Source organism: Streptomyces diversicolor, assembly GCF_057537855.1.
The window spans coordinates 283,578-298,159 of sequence record NZ_BAAJXA010000005.1 but is presented as its reverse complement, the minus strand read 5'-3'; the positions used below and the strand labels follow the sequence as shown (position 1 = coordinate 298,159).

13 protein-coding genes are annotated in these 14,582 nt (G+C 73.4%); 5 read left to right on the top strand and 8 right to left on the bottom strand.

The features are described from left to right. Window positions 1-102: 102 nt before the first annotated feature. The 3 genes from AC27LF_RS08225 to sigE form a co-directional block, all read right to left on the bottom strand. Window positions 103-1,770, bottom strand: a complete 1,668-nt coding sequence (locus tag AC27LF_RS08225; protein WP_479656375.1) for a S1C family serine protease — start codon at window positions 1,768-1,770, stop codon at window positions 103-105. 1,056 nt (window positions 1,771-2,826) lie between these two features. Further along, window positions 2,827-3,801: an anti-sigma factor family protein gene (locus AC27LF_RS08220; RefSeq protein ID WP_479656263.1), complete on the bottom strand. Its 975-nt coding sequence runs from the start codon at window positions 3,799-3,801 to the stop codon at window positions 2,827-2,829. Next, window positions 3,798-4,511 carry an RNA polymerase sigma factor SigE gene (sigE, locus tag AC27LF_RS08215; RefSeq protein WP_388703696.1) on the bottom strand — a complete coding sequence of 238 codons (714 nt, stop codon included), beginning with the start codon at window positions 4,509-4,511 and terminating at the stop codon, window positions 3,798-3,800. Before sigE ends, AC27LF_RS08220 begins: the two co-directional genes overlap by 4 nt. Before the next feature lie 234 nt (window positions 4,512-4,745). Here sigE and AC27LF_RS08210 point away from each other — a divergent pair, with 234 nt between their 5' ends. Beyond that, window positions 4,746-5,444 (top strand): O-methyltransferase, encoded by a 699-nt coding sequence (locus tag AC27LF_RS08210; RefSeq protein ID WP_479656376.1) that lies wholly within the window; start codon window positions 4,746-4,748, stop codon window positions 5,442-5,444. A 271-nt stretch (window positions 5,445-5,715) separates the two neighbouring features. On the opposite strand, the gene AC27LF_RS08205 is transcribed toward AC27LF_RS08210, so the two are convergent. After that, window positions 5,716-5,883, bottom strand: coding sequence for a DUF3117 domain-containing protein (locus AC27LF_RS08205; RefSeq protein ID WP_018544333.1), 168 nt, complete (start codon window positions 5,881-5,883; stop codon window positions 5,716-5,718). Window positions 5,884-6,255: 372 nt separating this feature from the next. Between AC27LF_RS08205 and chcB the strand changes: the two genes are divergently transcribed. Continuing rightward, window positions 6,256-7,059, top strand: a complete 804-nt coding sequence (gene chcB, locus AC27LF_RS08200) for a 2-cyclohexenylcarbonyl CoA isomerase (RefSeq protein ID WP_479656264.1) — start codon at window positions 6,256-6,258, stop codon at window positions 7,057-7,059. Window positions 7,060-7,766: 707 nt separating this feature from the next. Here chcB and AC27LF_RS08195 read toward each other — a convergent pair. Both AC27LF_RS08195 and AC27LF_RS08190 read right to left on the bottom strand, forming a co-directional pair. Next, window positions 7,767-8,354, bottom strand: a complete 588-nt coding sequence (locus tag AC27LF_RS08195; RefSeq protein ID WP_479656265.1) for a DNA-3-methyladenine glycosylase I — start codon at window positions 8,352-8,354, stop codon at window positions 7,767-7,769. Continuing rightward, complete coding sequence (locus AC27LF_RS08190) at window positions 8,351-8,704, bottom strand: DivIVA domain-containing protein (RefSeq protein ID WP_479656266.1); 354 nt, start codon at window positions 8,702-8,704, stop codon at window positions 8,351-8,353. Before AC27LF_RS08190 ends, AC27LF_RS08195 begins: the two co-directional genes overlap by 4 nt. 153 nt (window positions 8,705-8,857) lie before the next feature. Between AC27LF_RS08190 and folP the strand changes: the two genes are divergently transcribed. After that, window positions 8,858-9,718 (top strand): dihydropteroate synthase, encoded by an 861-nt coding sequence (gene folP, locus AC27LF_RS08185; RefSeq protein ID WP_479656377.1) that lies wholly within the window; start codon window positions 8,858-8,860, stop codon window positions 9,716-9,718. A gap of 846 nt (window positions 9,719-10,564) precedes the next feature. Here folP and AC27LF_RS08180 read toward each other — a convergent pair. Then, window positions 10,565-11,323 (bottom strand): LOG family protein, encoded by a 759-nt coding sequence (locus AC27LF_RS08180; RefSeq protein WP_479656267.1) that lies wholly within the window; start codon window positions 11,321-11,323, stop codon window positions 10,565-10,567. Window positions 11,324-11,478: 155 nt separating this feature from the next. Further along, the gene (gene dapE, locus AC27LF_RS08175) at window positions 11,479-12,558 is read right to left on the bottom strand and encodes a succinyl-diaminopimelate desuccinylase (RefSeq protein ID WP_479656268.1); all 1,080 of its coding nucleotides are present in this window, start codon (window positions 12,556-12,558) and stop codon (window positions 11,479-11,481) included. Between the two features lie 96 nt (window positions 12,559-12,654). Here dapE and AC27LF_RS08170 point away from each other — a divergent pair, with 96 nt between their 5' ends. Both AC27LF_RS08170 and AC27LF_RS08165 read left to right on the top strand, forming a co-directional pair. Then, the gene (locus tag AC27LF_RS08170) at window positions 12,655-13,656 is read left to right on the top strand and encodes a VldE C-terminal domain-containing protein (RefSeq protein ID WP_479656269.1); all 1,002 of its coding nucleotides are present in this window, start codon (window positions 12,655-12,657) and stop codon (window positions 13,654-13,656) included. A 323-nt stretch (window positions 13,657-13,979) separates the two neighbouring features. Next, window positions 13,980-14,408, top strand: a complete 429-nt coding sequence (locus tag AC27LF_RS08165; protein WP_479656270.1) for an ATP-binding protein — start codon at window positions 13,980-13,982, stop codon at window positions 14,406-14,408. Window positions 14,409-14,582 lie beyond the last annotated feature (174 nt).

Genomic DNA, 14,582 nt, shown 5'->3' with positions numbered 1-14,582 from the left:
GTCCTCGGCCCTCGGTTGTCCGCTGTGTTTCCGTGGTCCGGGCCGGGTCCACGGTACCCGGCGGACCTGTCCGACCGGTACTGTCCCGAGGTGAGGTTTCTGTCAGTTGTGGCCTGAGGAACCGAGCACCAACGAAACGTGTCTCTCCCCGCCGTCGCGTTCGACGGTGAGATCCAGACGGTCGCCGGGGCGGTGGGCGCGGGTCTTGACGATCAGTTCGTCGCCGGAGTGGACGCGTTGTCCGTCGACCTCGGTGATGATGTCGCCGGACCGGAGTCCGGCCAGGTCCCCGGGGCCGCCCGGTGTGACGGCGGGGCCGCCGTCACCGCCCTTGGTGCCGATACGGGCGCCGTCGCCGGTGTAGGCCATGTCGAGGGTGATCCCGATCACCGGGTGGGTCGCCCGGCCGTCGTTGATCAGTTCCTCGGCGACGCGTCTGGCCTGGTTGACCGGTATGGCGAAGCCGAGGCCGATGGAGCCGGACTGGCCGCCCTGGGTGTCGGAGCCGCTGTCGGCCGAACGGATCGCGGAGTTGATGCCGACGACCCTGGCCTGTGCGTCGAGGAGCGGGCCGCCGGAGTTGCCCGGGTTGATGGGCGCGTCGGTCTGCAGCGCGTCGACGTACGACACGTCGCTGCCGTCCCCGCTCTCGCCGCCCGCCGTGATGGGCCGCTCCTTGGCGCTGATGATGCCGGAGGTGACGGTGTTGGAGAGGTCGAAGGGGGCGCCGATGGCGACGACGGGGTCGCCGACCTGGACGTTGTCGGAGTTGCCGAGGGGCAGCGGCTTGAGTCCGCGTACGCCCTTGACCCGGACGACGGCCAGGTCGTAGCCGCTGTCCCGGCCGACGACCTGGGCCTTCGCGGTCTGGCCGCCGCTGAACGTCACCGTTATGTCGCCGCTCGGCCCGGCGGGCTCGACGACGTGGTTGTTGGTCAGGATGTGGCCGCGCGTGTCCAGGACGAAGCCGGTGCCGGTGCCCTGTTCGCTGCTGCCGGTCACATGCAGCGTGACGACGCTGGGCAGGGCGCGTGCGGCGATCCCGGCCACGCTGTCCGCGGGCCGGCCGGTGGGCTCCTTGCCCGCCTGCGGCAGATGGACGTCCGACACTCCGCCGTTGCGCTCCAGGTACACCCCCACGACGCCGCCGACGCCCCCGGAGACCAGGGCCAGCGCCAGGGCAGCCCCGACGAGCGCCTTGCGCACCCGCCGGCGCCGCTGCCCCTCGGTGGGGACGGCGACACCGTTCTGCTGAAGCGGAGCGGGTGCCCAGGGGTCATATCGCTGCCAGGGCCCGGCCTGCGCACCCCCATCGGACCCGGGGTACACCACGGACTGCGGGGCGGGCCCTGGCGCGGCGTAGCCCGTCAAGCCCACCTGCGGCACCGCGCCCGGCGGCGGGTAGAGCGTGGAGTCCGCCCGCGGCACCGCGCCCGGCGGCGGGTAGAGCACCGCGTCCGACTGCGACGCCGTACCCGGCGGAGGGTAGAGCACCGCGTCCGACTGCGGCACCGTGCCCGGCGCGGGGTGAAGCGTCACGTCCGGCTGCGACGCACCCGCCACGTCCGCCACCTCTGCCACGTCATGCGGCACACCGTCACCCGAAGCCGAAGCCGGAAACGCCTCACTGCGAGCGTGCGCCGAGCCATCCGGAATCGCGGTGCCATGGGCGGGCGCCGGAACCGGGGGAATCGTCCCACCGTGACCGAACGGCGAGACCGGGGCGGCGGGAATCGTCCCGCCCGGGACGGGCGGCGGGCCAGCCGGAATCGCCGTGCCATGGGCGGGCGCCGGAACCGGAGCGGGAGTGGTCCCGCCGTGGGCGGGCGGCGGAACCGGGGAGGCGGGAATCCCGCCCTGAGCGGGCGGCGGCCCAGCCGGGATCGGCCTGCCGTCAACGGGCAGCGGGCCAGGGGTCGTGGCGCCGTGGACGGGCCGCGGGCCAGGGGTCGTGGTGCCGTGAGCGGGCGGCGGAGCCGGGAGCGTCGTGCCGTGGGTGGGTGTCGTCGCCGGGTGCTGGACCGGCGGGGCCGGTGCCCAGGGACCGGGCTCCCCGTACGGCGGCGTGCTGTACGGGTCGGGGTCGTGCAGGGGCTTGCCCCGCCCACCGGACTCCCCAGCCCCGGCAGCCCCGCCACCTTCGGCACCGACAGCGCCAACCCCGATACCCGCGCCCGCACCACCGACGGCCTCCACACCCGAACCGACGCCCGCACCACCGACGGCCTCTACACCCGAACCGACGCCCGCACCACCGACGGCCTCTACACCCGAACCGACGCCCGCACCACCGACGGCCTCTACACCCGAACCGACGCCCGCACCATCGGCACCCGCGCCACCGATGGACTCGGCACCCGAACCGGAGCCAACCGCGCCACCGGCAACATCGGCACCCAAACCGGAGCGGGCGCCCGCACCCGCGGCCCCGGCACCGACGGCGCTCACCTCTCCATCCACGGCCTCAACACCCGAACCGAAGCCGACGCCCGCGCCCTCGCCGCCGGCGCCCGCGTCACCCACGTCCGCGTCACCGGTGCCCTCGGCACCCGCGCCGGAACCGGCGTCCTCGCCCTCAGCCCCGGTGTCCGTGTCGGGCCTCGTGGTCGGGTGGGCCAGCTCGAAGTCGCCGTCGCTCGTGGTCGGTGTGTCCTCCACGGCCTCCCCCGGCAGGGCCGGCTTCCCCTCGTTCATGTTCTCCCCACAGCTGGCCACGGCCGGGCGCTCCGGCGGCTGACCGCATCGTCGACCCCGTGCCCGAAACGGTGCCGCGGGCACGGCCTCACAGGATTCAACCAGGTTCGCGGGCAGCCGCGCAGGAGCCGTTCAGCGAGCGGTGCGCGCGGAGGACGCGGCGGCGGAGGCGGACGGCGACGGGGAGGGAGTGGGGGTCGAGTCGGGGACGGGTGCGGCGAGCACACCGGGCGGGGTCAGCCCGGGGGCGGTGGACCATGAGATCAGCGAGAGCGGCGGGGTCGCACCGAACGGACGTATCAACGGCGACACAGCGGCCGCACCGGCTTCCATCGGTGTGGTCAGCATGGGCGCGAGGGTCTGCCCGGGGGCGGGGGTCTGCGCCCCGGGCTGCAGCGGCGCGGACACCGAGGTCGACGCGACCGGGGTCTCGCCCAGCAGCGTGCCCTGCATGAGCAGCGGCCCGACCGGGCGGCGGCGCTGGGCCTCGGACGTGGTGGCCGCTCCCGCGCCCGCCGTGCGCGTCGGCGTCACGCTGCCGGCACCGCCACGGGCGTCCGCGGCGGTGTCGCGGGGAATGCCGGTGGTGACGCCGCCCAGCGCGACCGCGGCCAGCGACACCGCCCCGGCGGCGACGAACGCGAACCGCATTCCGCGCGAGGCATGCCGGTCGGCGGTGTCCGGACGGCCGACGGGGTGGATGCGGAAGCCGCGGTCCGCGTGCGAACCCGGGGAGTGCGGGCGCGCGGGGACGTAGCCGAACTCGAACCGCTCCTCGCGCCCTACCGCGAAGACGCCGGGCGTGGAGCCGCCGGGCAGCCCGCCCTCCAGCGGCGAGCCGCCGTCCGGACCGCCGCCGCCGGGCAGCCCCTGGAGGCGCGCGAGGAAGCTCTCGGAGGGCGGCGGGGGCGCCGACTCCGCGAAGACGTTCTTCAGCTCCCGCTGGGCGTCCGCCTCCGCCTTGCACCTGGCGCAGGTCGCCAGGTGGGCCAGGACCCGCTCACGCGCGTCATGACCGAGCTCTCCGTCCACCAGGGCGGAGAGCCGGTCTCCCAGATGCTCTTCTGCGAGGTGCCCCTGCGCAGCTTTCGGCCGTGATCCACTCACGCGGTCGCGCCCCCTCCCCCCAGCGCGGGAACGCGGGGCACGAAGGAGCGGCGCTCGGCGGCCCGTGCCTCCGGCGAGCGGTGCGCGAGGGCCTTGCGCAGCTGCGAGCGGCCACGGTGGATACGGGAGCGGACCGTGCCGAGCTTCACGCCGAGGGTCGCGGCGATCTCCTCGTACGACAGTCCTTCGATGTCGCACAGCACGACCGCGGCGCGGAACTCGGGCGCGAGGGTGTCGAGGGCCTGCTGCACGTCCGCGTCGAAGTGCGCGTCGTTGAAGATCTGCTGGGGCGTGGGCTCGCGGCTGGGCAGCCGCTCGGCCGCGTCCTCTCCGAGCGCGTCGAAGCGGATGCGCTGCTTGCGCCGCACCATGTCCAGGAAGAGGTTCGTGGTGATGCGGTGCAGCCAGCCCTCGAACGTGCCGGGGGTGTAGGTCGACAGGGAACGGAAGACGCGGACGAAGACCTCCTGGGTGAGGTCCTCGGCGTCGTGCTGGTTGCCGGTGAGACGGTAGGCCAGGCGGTAGACCCGGCCGCTGTGCGTGCTGACGATCTCCTCCCACGTGGGCGGAGTCCACGCCTGCCCGTCCGCGTCGGTGGCGAAGGTCGCGGTCTGGGTTCCGCCTGCGGCGGTACCGGTGGCGTGGCTGTGGTCAGCGGTGTCGTTCACGGATTTCGGCCTGCCCGCCGACCCGAGGAAGCGCCGCAGCACTCCTCCCCGGTCCTCGGGCGCAGCCGCACCTCCCCTGTCGGCTCTGGTGGTGTCCAGTGGAGCCCCTACCATAGCCACCTCGCCCGTTAGCTCCGGATAAGCGGTTTTACGAGAATTTGATCTGGGCTGACACGGCTCATGCGGCTGCGTCAGCACTTGCTCGTCATCCTGGTCCACCTCATACCCCCCGCCGGGTCCCCCACTACTCGCTCACCCCCTTAAACGCGCGGTCCCATCTGCGGGTTCCCGGGCCCAGCGGATACAGTCACGCCCAGGCAACCACGGGGACAGGAGAGGGTCATTACCGGCAACCGGCAGACGAGCTGGGCGTTCGCCGACGCCTTTGTCGCCGAGGACGACGCGCTGCGCTGGGCCCGCGACCGGGCCCGCGAGGCAGGGCTGCGCTCGGTGACGCCCAGCACGGGCGCCGCGCTGCGGATGCTCGCCGCCACCGTGGACGCCAAGGCGGTGGCGGAGATCGGCACCGGCTGCGGGGTGTCCGGCATGCACCTGCTGCACGGCATGCGGTCGGACGGCGTGCTGACCACCGTCGACCCGGAGCCCGAGCACCAGCAGTTCGCCCGGCAGGCGTTCCGGGCCTGTGGCTTCGCCAGCAACCGGGCCCGCTTCATCCCGGGCCGCGCGCTGGACGTGCTGCCCCGGCTCGCGGACGCGGGGTACGACCTCGTCTTCTGCGACGGCGACCGGCTGGAATACCTCGACTATCTAGCTGAATCGTTGCGCCTGCTACGGCCCGGTGGCCTGGTCGTCTTCGAGGGCGTCTTCGCCAACGGGCGCACCGTGGACTCGGGCCCGCAGCCCACCGAGGTGCTGCGGCTGCGGGAGCTGCTGCGCACGGTGCGGGAGAGTCCGGAGCTGATGCCGTCGCTGTTGCCGGTGGGCGACGGGCTGCTGTGCGCCGTCAAGCGGTGACAGCGGCGGGTGCCGGCCTTGACTGTGAGCGCCGGCCTTGGCTGTGAGCGCCGGCCTTGGCGGGCGCCGCCGGGCCGGCGGGACCGTCCCCTTGTAGGTCGACCGTCGTGTGCGGGAGCGTCGTAGCTGGTCGCGCAGTTCCCCGCGCCCCTGACGGGGCACAGGACGGTGGGCATGTGCGGGAGCGTCGTGGGGTTTCGCGCTGTGTGATGCGGCTGCCCCGGCACCGTGTGGGTGCCGGGGCAGTCGAAAGGTCATGGTCGCCAGCGCCTCAGACGACGACCTTCTTCAGGGCGTCGCCAAGCGCCTCGGCCTCGTCAGGGGTCAGCTCGACGACGAGCCGACCGCCGCCTTCGAGCGGAACGCGCATGACGATGCCCCGCCCCTCCTTGGTCACCTCGAGCGGGCCATCGCCCGTCCGCGGCTTCATGGCCGCCATGCTCGTTCCCCTTCCTGAAACCAGCTCATCGTCTGCCGACGTCCCCTGAAGGGGCACGCGCGGTCCGTGCGAGGCCCGCGGCACCGGCATCGAACACATTGCTTCCAAGCCATTATCCCGCATCTCAGGACCCGATGACCAACATCGGTCGGCATCGCTTGGGCAACGCGCGCGAGCAAAACCACTCAATTCGGCGATGTGGCTGCGATACTTCGCCGCGGCACCGACGTCCCCCGGCCGGATCCCGGCGGAAATTCTTTGACGCAGGTCACACGCCGGGTCCGGCACCGGGCGGAGATCTCCGCCATGCTGTCCCCAGACAATGACGTACCGAGCGGTACGTCAGGGCCGCGACACCGGAGGGGATGCCCCATGGCCGACACCGTGCTCTACGAGGTGAGCGACGGACTCGCGACGATCACGCTCAACCGCCCCGAGGCGATGAACGCGCTCGACGTCGCGACCAAGGTCGCCCTCCGGGACGCGGCGCGGGCCGCGGCCGACGACGCCGCCGTACGGGCCGTGCTGCTGACCGCGGCCGGGGACCGGGCGTTCTGCGTGGGCCAGGACCTCAAAGAGCACATCGGGCTGCTGGCCGCCGACCGGGAGGCCGGGTCGGGGCAGACGATGAGTACGGTGCGGGAGCACTACAACCCGATCGTGCGGGCGCTGGCCGGCGCGCCCAAGCCGGTCGTCGCCGCCGTGAACGGGGTCGCGGCCGGGGCAGGTCTCGGCTTCGCGCTCGCGGCGGACTACCGAGTGGTCGCCGAGACGGCGTCCTTCAACACGTCGTTCGCGGGGGTCGCGCTGACCGCCGACTCCGGGATCTCCTGGACGCTGCCCCGGGTCGTCGGGCCCGGCCGCGCCGCCGACCTGCTGCTTTTCCCGCGCAGCATCACGGCGGCGGAGGCGTATGAGCTGGGTATCGCGAACCGGGTGGTGGCCGGGGAACGGCTGCGGGCCGAGGCCGAGCGGGTCGCCCGTGCGCTTGCCGAGGGGCCGACTGTCGCGTACGCGGCGATCAAGGAGGCGGTGGCTTATGGGCTCACGCACTCCCTTGACGAGACGCTGGACAAGGAGGACGAGTTGCAGACCCGGGCGGGGCGGTCCGAGGACCATGCCATTGCCGTGCGGGCGTTCGTGAACAAGGAGAAGCCGAAGTATCTGGGGCGGTAGCTCCGCTGGGTTGGCCGGGGTGTGGTGTCGGGCGGTTGTAGCTGGGGTCGGGGCGCTGTCGATGGCGCAACCTACTTGGCGGGGCCTGCCTGACGCGCCGTGGGACGTGGCGGGGTGGGGCGTCGGGCGAGTGCGGCTGCGTCGTGGCTGGTCGCGCCGTTCCCCGCGCCCCTTCAGGGCGCAATCGGCGCCGCAAGCGACCTTTGTCCGGCCTGGCTGGCGCGCCGCGGGACGTGCCGCCTTGTGACCTCAGGCGAGTGCAGCTGCGTCGTGGCTGGTCGCGCCGTTCCCCGCGCCCCTTCAGGGCGCAATCGACGGCGCAAGCGGACTTTGTCCGGCCTCGCTGGCGCGCCGCGGGACGTGCCGCCTCGTGACCTCAGGCGAGTGCAGCTGCGTTGTGGCTGGTCGCGCCGTTCCCCGCGCCCCTTCAGGGCGCAATCGGCGCCGCAAGCGACCCTTGTCCGGCCCCACCGGCGCGCCGCGGGACGTGCCGCCTTGTGACGTCAGGCGAGTGCAGCTGCGTCGTGGCTGATCGCGCCGTTCCCCGCGCCCCTTCACGGCGCAATCGGCGCCGCAAGCGACTTTGTCCGGCCTCGCTGGCGCGCCGTGGGACGTGGCGGGGTGGGGCGTCGGGCGAGTGCGGCTGCGTCGTGGCTGGCCGCGCCGTTCCCCGCGCCCCTTCAGGGCACAATCGGCTCCGGGGTGTTTCAGAGGTTGGTGCGGGTGGTGCAGGTTTTTAGGTGGTCGTTTACCAGGCCGCATGCCTGCATCAGGGCGTATGCCGTTGTGGGGCCGATGAAGCGCAGGCCGCGTTTCTTCAGGTCCTTCGACAGGGCCGTCGACTCCGGGCTGACCGGGGGGATGTCGGAGAGGGTCTTGGGGATCGGGCGGGTGGCCGCGTCCGGGGCGTACGACCAGATCAGGGCGTCCAGCTCGCCCGGGGCCCAGTCGGCGAGCACGCGCGCGTTGGCGAGGGTCGCGTCGATCTTGGCGCGGTTGCGGATGATGCCGGGGTCGGCGAGGAGGCGTTCACGGTCCTCGTCGGTGAAGGCCGCGACCTTCTGGATCCTGAAGTCGGCGAACGCGGCGCGGAAGCCCGGGCGGCGGCGCAGGATGGTGATCCAGGACAGGCCGGACTGGAACGCCTCAAGGCTGAGCCGCTCGTACAGGGCGTCGTCGCCGTGGACCGGGCGGCCCCACTCCTCGTCGTGGTACGTCACGTAGTCCTCGGTGGACAGGGCCCAGGGGCAGCGCAGCGCGCCGTCGGGGCCCGCCAGGGCGGTGCCGTCGGTCACTGCTGGTCCTCCGGACGTGCGGGCTTGTCCAGCCGGACGTGCGCGGCGGCCTGGGCGCCGGCCAGGGCGGACTCCAGGTCGGCGATGCGGGCGTCCCGCTCCGCGAGTTCGGCGGCGACGCGGCTGAGGGCGTCGTCCACGTCCGCCATGCGGTAGCCGCGGGCGGACAGCGGGAAGCGCAGTCGCTCCACGTCCGCGCGGCCCACCGGGCGGTCCGGCGGCAGCGGGTCGTGCAGCCGCTCCGGCGCCGCCTCCGGCAGCGGGCCGCTCTCGCCGCCGCCCACCACGGCGAGCGTCACCGCGGCGACCACCACGGCGAGCGCGACGACCAGGAACAAGAACATAACCATCGCCGGCTCCCCACGTCGGTGTGCTCGGTGCACCCGATGTGCTCGGTGTCGAAAGTGTCAGGGTCCGATCGTGCCATGCGAGTCTGACAGTTAGGGTCACAGGCGGCTGTGCAGCGGGATGTACCGGGGATGGATGAGAAGAGGTCACAGGGGATGCTCAGGCTGGGCAGGCGGGAATTCGGGCCGCACGAACCGGTGATCATGGCGATCGTGAACAGGACCCCGGACTCCTTCTACGACCAGGGGGCCACGTTCGGTGACGAGCCGGCCCTCGCGCGCGTGGAGCAGGCGGTGGCCGAGGGCGCGGCGATCATCGACGTCGGCGGGGTCAAGGCCGGTCCCGGGCGGGAGGTCACCGCGGAGGAGGAGGCGCGGCGCACCGTGGGGTTCGTGGCGGAGGTACGGCGCCGGCATCCCGACGTGGTCATCAGCGTGGACACCTGGCGTGCCGAGGTCGGCGAGGCCGTGTGCGAGGCCGGGGCGGACCTGCTGAACGACGCGTGGGGCGGCGTGGATCCGCGGCTCGCGGAGGTCGCCGCGCGGTACGGGGTGGGCCTGGTGTGCACGCATGCCGGCGGGGCGCGGCCCCGGACCCGGCCGCATCGGGTGGTGTACGACGATGTCATGGGCGACATCCTGCGGGTGACCGTAGGGTTGGCCGAGCGGGCGGTGGCGCTGGGGGTGCCCGGGGAGTCGGTGCTGATCGATCCGGGACACGACTTCGGCAAGAACACCCGGCACAGCCTGGAGGCGACGCGGCGGCTGGACGAGATGGTGGCCACCGGGTGGCCGGTGCTGGTGTCGCTGTCCAACAAGGACTTCGTCGGGGAGACGCTGGACCGGCCGGTGAAGGAACGGGTGCTCGGTACGTTGGCGACGACCGCGGTGTCCGCGTGGCTGGGGGCGCGGGTGTACCGGGTGCACGAGGTGGCCGAGACTCGGCAGGTACTGGACATGGTGGCGTCCATCGCGGGCCACCGCCCACCCGCGGTGGCCCGAAGGGGCCTGGCCTGACCCCACCGCCGGTGCCCGTCCCGGCCGCCGACACCTTGCGGCGCGCCGCCGGGCGGCCGAGCGGGTGGTCTGGGGCTGCTCCTCCGGGGATCGGCACGCTCCGGCAGGCGCGCCGGTCCCACGGCAAGGTGAACGGGCCTCGCGCGCAGGCGGGGCAGCTCTCCGGTCCGGCAGACGGGGCGCAGCCGAACGGCTCGGGCTCCGGGTGACCCGGGCAATGGGACCCCCGCCCGCCACTGCCGGGCGGCCACCCCGGTCACCGCGCCCCCTACCGACGCAGGTGTCGCCCCCCATCCGCACCGCCACGACCGGCGTCCCGCCGAAAGCCGCGACCGCCCCACCAGTCATGACGACCGACCTGACCGAGACCCACCCGCGCACGACGCCCCGTGGGGCATGGCCGGCGGCCGGGCGCGACATCCCCATGGCATGCCTCTCGACCGCGCACAGCACCCCGCCATGCAGGACCAACGGCCGCGCACAGCACCCCGCCATGCAGGACCAACGGCCGGGCACGGCACCCCGCCAGGCAGGACCAACGGCCGGGCACGGCACCCCGGCAGGGTGGGGCGGTCAGCCGACCACGACGTCACAGGCCCACACAACACCGCGCCCATCGCGGCTCACCGCTACGCACGGCGCCCCGCCAGATGGGGCGGTCGGCCGGCCGCGGTGGCCCTGCCGCGCACGGCGCCCGCCCGGCGCGGCTCTCAGCGCGCGGCTCTCAGCGCGCGGCTCTCAGCGCGCGGCTCTCAGCGCGCGGCTCTCGGCGAGACACGACGTCTCGGCCCCCGCGCGACGCCCCTCCCGGTGCGGTTGTCCGCCAGGTGAAGGCTTCGTGGCGGGTCAGCGGGCTGCTTCCTTGGAGACCAGGGCCACCGCTTCCTCCACGTCGTCCGTGACGTGGAACAGGAGCAGGTCCTTCTCCGCTGCCTTGCCCTGGGCCACCAGGGTGTTCTCCAGCCAGGAGACCAGGCCGCCCCAGTACGCGCTGCCGAACAGGACGATGGGGAAGCGGGTCACCTTCTGGGTCTGGACGAGGGTCAGCGCCTCGAAGAGTTCGTCGAGGGTGCCGAGCCCGCCGGGCAGAACGACAAAGCCCTGGGCGTACTTGACGAACATCATCTTGCGGACGAAGAAGTAGCGGAAGTTCAGGCCGATGTCGACGTAGGGGTTCAGCCCCTGCTCGAAAGGCAGTTCGATACCGAGGCCGACCGAGATGCCGCCCGCCTCGCAGGCGCCCTTGTTGGCCGCTTCCATGGCGCCCGGGCCGCCGCCCGTGATCACCGCCCAGCCCGCCTGCACCAGCCCCCGGCCGAGCCGTACGCCGGCGTCGTACTCGGACGACTCGACCGCCGTACGCGCCGAGCCGAACACGCTGATGGCGGGCGGCAGTTCGGCCAGGGTGCCGAAGCCCTCGATGAACTCGGACTGGATCCGCAGCACCCGCCAGGGGTCGGTGTGCACCCAGTCCGAAGGCCCGCCCGCGTCCAGCAGGCGCTGGTCCGTGGTGCTCGCCGTGACCTGGCCGCGGCGGCGGAGGACCGGCCCGAGGCGCTGCTCCTCCGGCGGCTGCTTGGTGCCCTCCGGGTTCCCAGTGGCCATGTGCGCTCCCTCTGATTGCGGTCTTTCCACCTCAGCGTAGATCGGCGCGGGTTACACGCGGGGGACCTGCGCATGTCCGCCGTCGAGCGCCGCGCCCTCGCCCCGGCCGCCCGGCCCGGCCACGCCGTCGGTCATGCCGTCGGCCACGCTGTCGATCATGCTGTCAGCCACGCCCGCAGACGGGCCTCCGCCGCCAGAATCTTCCCGATTTCCACCCGTTCGTCCCTTTTGTGCGCCAAGTGTGGATTGCCGGGGCCGTAGTTGACCGCGGGGATGCCGAGCGCCGAGAACCGCGACACGTCCGTCCAGCCGTACTTGGGCCGCGGCTCGCCGCCCACCGCCTCGATGAAGGCCGCCGCCGCGGGGTGGGACAGCCCCGGAAGGGCTCCCCCGCTGTGGTCGTCGACCACGAACTCCGCCACGCCGCAGTCCGCGAAGACTTCCCGGACGTGCGCGAGCGCCTCCTCCTCCGTGCGGTCGGGCGCGTAGCGGAAGTTCACGGTGACGACGCACTCGTCGGGGATGACATTGCCCGCCACGCCGCCGCCGATGCCCACCGCGTTCAGGCCCTCGCGGTACTCCAGGCCGTCGATCACCGGGCGGCGCGGCTCGTAGGACGCGAGCCGGGCCAGGATCGGGGCCGCCGCGTGGATCGCGTTGGCGCCCATCCAACCGCGCGCCGAGTGGGCCCGCTCGCCCGCCGTCCTCAGCAGCACGCGCAGGGTGCCCTGGCAGCCGCCCTCGACCTCGCCGTCGGAGGGCTCCAGCAGCACCGCGAAGTCGCCCCGCAGCCACTCCGGGTGGGCCTCCGCCACATGCTTGAGGCCGTTGAGGTCGGCCTGGACCTCCTCGTTGTCGTAGAAGACGAACGTCAGGTCACGGTTGGGGGCCGGGACGGTGGCCGCGATGCGCAACTGCACGGCGACGCCCGACTTCATGTCGCAGGTGCCGCAGCCCCACAGGACGCCGTCGGCGTCGAGCCGGGAGGGCACGTTGCCGGCGATCGGGACCGTGTCGATGTGGCCGGCCAGGATCACCCGCTCCGGGCGGCCCAGGTCCGTCCGGGCGACCACGTTGTTGCCGTACCGGTCCACCGTCAGGTGCGGCAGGGCGCGCAGGGCGGTCTCGATCGCGTCCGCGAGCGGCTTCTCCGTGCCGCTCTCCGAGGGGAGGTCGACGAGTTGCGCGGTGAGCGCGGCGGCGTCCAGCGTGAGGTCAAGCGAGGTGTCGGCCATGGTCTCGACCCTAACGCGCCGCCGCGCGCGGGATGTCGCGCACCGGCGCGCCGAACCCGCCGCCGGGGCCCCGGTGGCCTCCAGTACCTTGTACGCGTGCCAGAGCCGACCCCTCCTTCTCCCAAGCGTCGTGGCCGCCTCTTCCGCTTCGGCGCGGCCCTTGTCGTCCTGAGCGCGCTCGCGGGCTATCTCGTCGTGCAGTACGTCACCGGTGGTACGCGGACCCCGGCCTGCAAGGTGGTCGCGACCGGGAACGACCGTATGTCGTACCGGTTCACGCCCGAGCAGGCGGTGAACGCGGCGACGATCACCGCCGTCGGCACGGGGCGCGGCGTGTCCGAGCGGGCCGTGGCCATCGCGCTGGCGACCGCGCTCCAGGAGTCCGGGCTGCGCAACCTGGAGCACGGCGACCGGGACTCGCTCGGGCTGTTCCAGCAGCGTCCCTCGCAGGGCTGGGGCACCGACAAGCAGATCATGGACCCGGCCTACGCGGCGGGCATGTTCTACGAGCACCTGGTCAAGGTGCGCGACTACGAACGGCTCCCGCTCACCGTGGCCGCACAGCGCGTGCAGCGCAGCGGCTACCCGGAGGCGTACGCCAAGCACGAGCCGGACGCCACGCTGCTGGCGGCGGCCCTGACCGGGCGGTCGGCGGCCACGCTGACCTGCCAGGGGCGCCCCGCGGCCGGCGTGGCGGCGGCGGCCCGGGCCACGGGTGCCGAGGCGGTACGGGCGGCGCTGGTACGGGACTTCGGCCCGCGGGACACCCTGGAGGAGGCCGGCGCGGAGGTCGGCGGCTCCAAGCGGCCGGCTCCGGCGCCGACGGTGACCGCCCGGGCGAAGGGCCGGACGGTGACCGTGCCGGTGCCGGAGGGCGCCAGGACCGACGCGGCGGGCCGTACCGAGCTGGAGCGTGGCTGGCAGCTCGCGCACTGGGCGGTGGCCAACTCCTCGGCCCTGCACATCCAGCGGGTGTCGTACGCGGGGCGCGAGTGGTCCGCCGGGAGCACGGACAGCCGGTGGCGTCCGGTCGCCTCGCAGGGCGCCGCGGGCGCGGAGCGGGCCGCGGGGTCCGTGCGGATCGTGACCGGGCAGTAGTACAGCGACTCACTCTCAGGGGTTATACGACGCGGCTCGAAGTGGACGGCGCGCAGCCGGCCGCGCCGTCACCCCCGCGATCGGGAAAACCCTTGGGAACGCAGGGATGCAAGGGTTCGGGGGGCGCCTCCATGGAGCGCCCTTTGCCCGTTTTTATCCACACCCGATAATGCGATGCGTCATCAATTCTTTACCTGGGGCCGCCGCAACCTTCGCGGGCTTCGAGCGGTAGTCACTGCGTCCACGCCCGGACGATCAACAGCGGTCGGTCAACTTCCGGGTGCGGTCGGATACTTCACAGTTCTCCCGTCGAATGGAGCATCATGTCCCTCCCCCTGACCCGCCGGATCGCCCGTACCGCGCTGCTCGTCGCAGCGGGAGCGGCAGCCGGGGTCGGTGTGGCCGGCTCCGCCAGTGCCGCGCCGAGCCTCCCGGCAACCCCGAACCTCGGCGGGTTGACCGCCCTGGACGGGGCGAGCGTCGGCAACACCGTCGACGGCGCGGCCCGGCACGTCACCGGGGTCGCCGGCGACACGGGCGGCAAGGCCGTCGAGAAGGCGGTGCCGGCCGCGGGCAAGACCGGTGGCAAGGCCGTGAAGAAGGCGGCGGGCGACGCGGCCGGCACCGCCAGGGGCGTCCTCGGCGAGACGGCCCGGTCGGCCACCAAGGGCGGGCTGCCGACGGACGGCCTCACCAAGGGCGGGCTGCCGACCTCCCAGCTGCCGGTGCAGGGGCTGCCGCTGGGCGGCTGAGGCCGACGGTGGCCGAGGCCACCGAGACCGAGCGGTGCCGGGGTCCAGGACGCCTCCTGGGCCCCGTCGCCGTGTCCGCCGGAACCCAGCCACCCACGGCCAGCCGAACAGCCGCGCCGAACCGACAGCCGTATCGGACCCACCGCCGCGTCACACCGACCGCCGCGCCGAACC

Excerpts from the sequence above, each read along its gene's own strand:
- AC27LF_RS08205 (WP_018544333.1), bottom strand. The coding sequence starts at position 5,883 with ATGGCGGCCATGAAGCCGCGGACGGGCGATGGCCCGCTCGAGGTGACC.
- chcB (WP_479656264.1), top strand. The coding sequence starts at position 6,256 with ATGGCCGACACCGTGCTCTACGAGGTGAGCGACGGACTCGCGACGATC.
- AC27LF_RS08190 (WP_479656266.1), bottom strand. The coding sequence starts at position 8,704 with ATGGTTATGTTCTTGTTCCTGGTCGTCGCGCTCGCCGTGGTGGTCGCC.
- folP (WP_479656377.1), top strand. The coding sequence starts at position 8,858 with ATGCTCAGGCTGGGCAGGCGGGAATTCGGGCCGCACGAACCGGTGATC.
- AC27LF_RS08180 (WP_479656267.1), bottom strand. The coding sequence starts at position 11,323 with ATGGCCACTGGGAACCCGGAGGGCACCAAGCAGCCGCCGGAGGAGCAG.
- dapE (WP_479656268.1), bottom strand. The coding sequence starts at position 12,558 with ATGGCCGACACCTCGCTTGACCTCACGCTGGACGCCGCCGCGCTCACC.
- AC27LF_RS08165 (WP_479656270.1), top strand. The coding sequence starts at position 13,980 with ATGTCCCTCCCCCTGACCCGCCGGATCGCCCGTACCGCGCTGCTCGTC.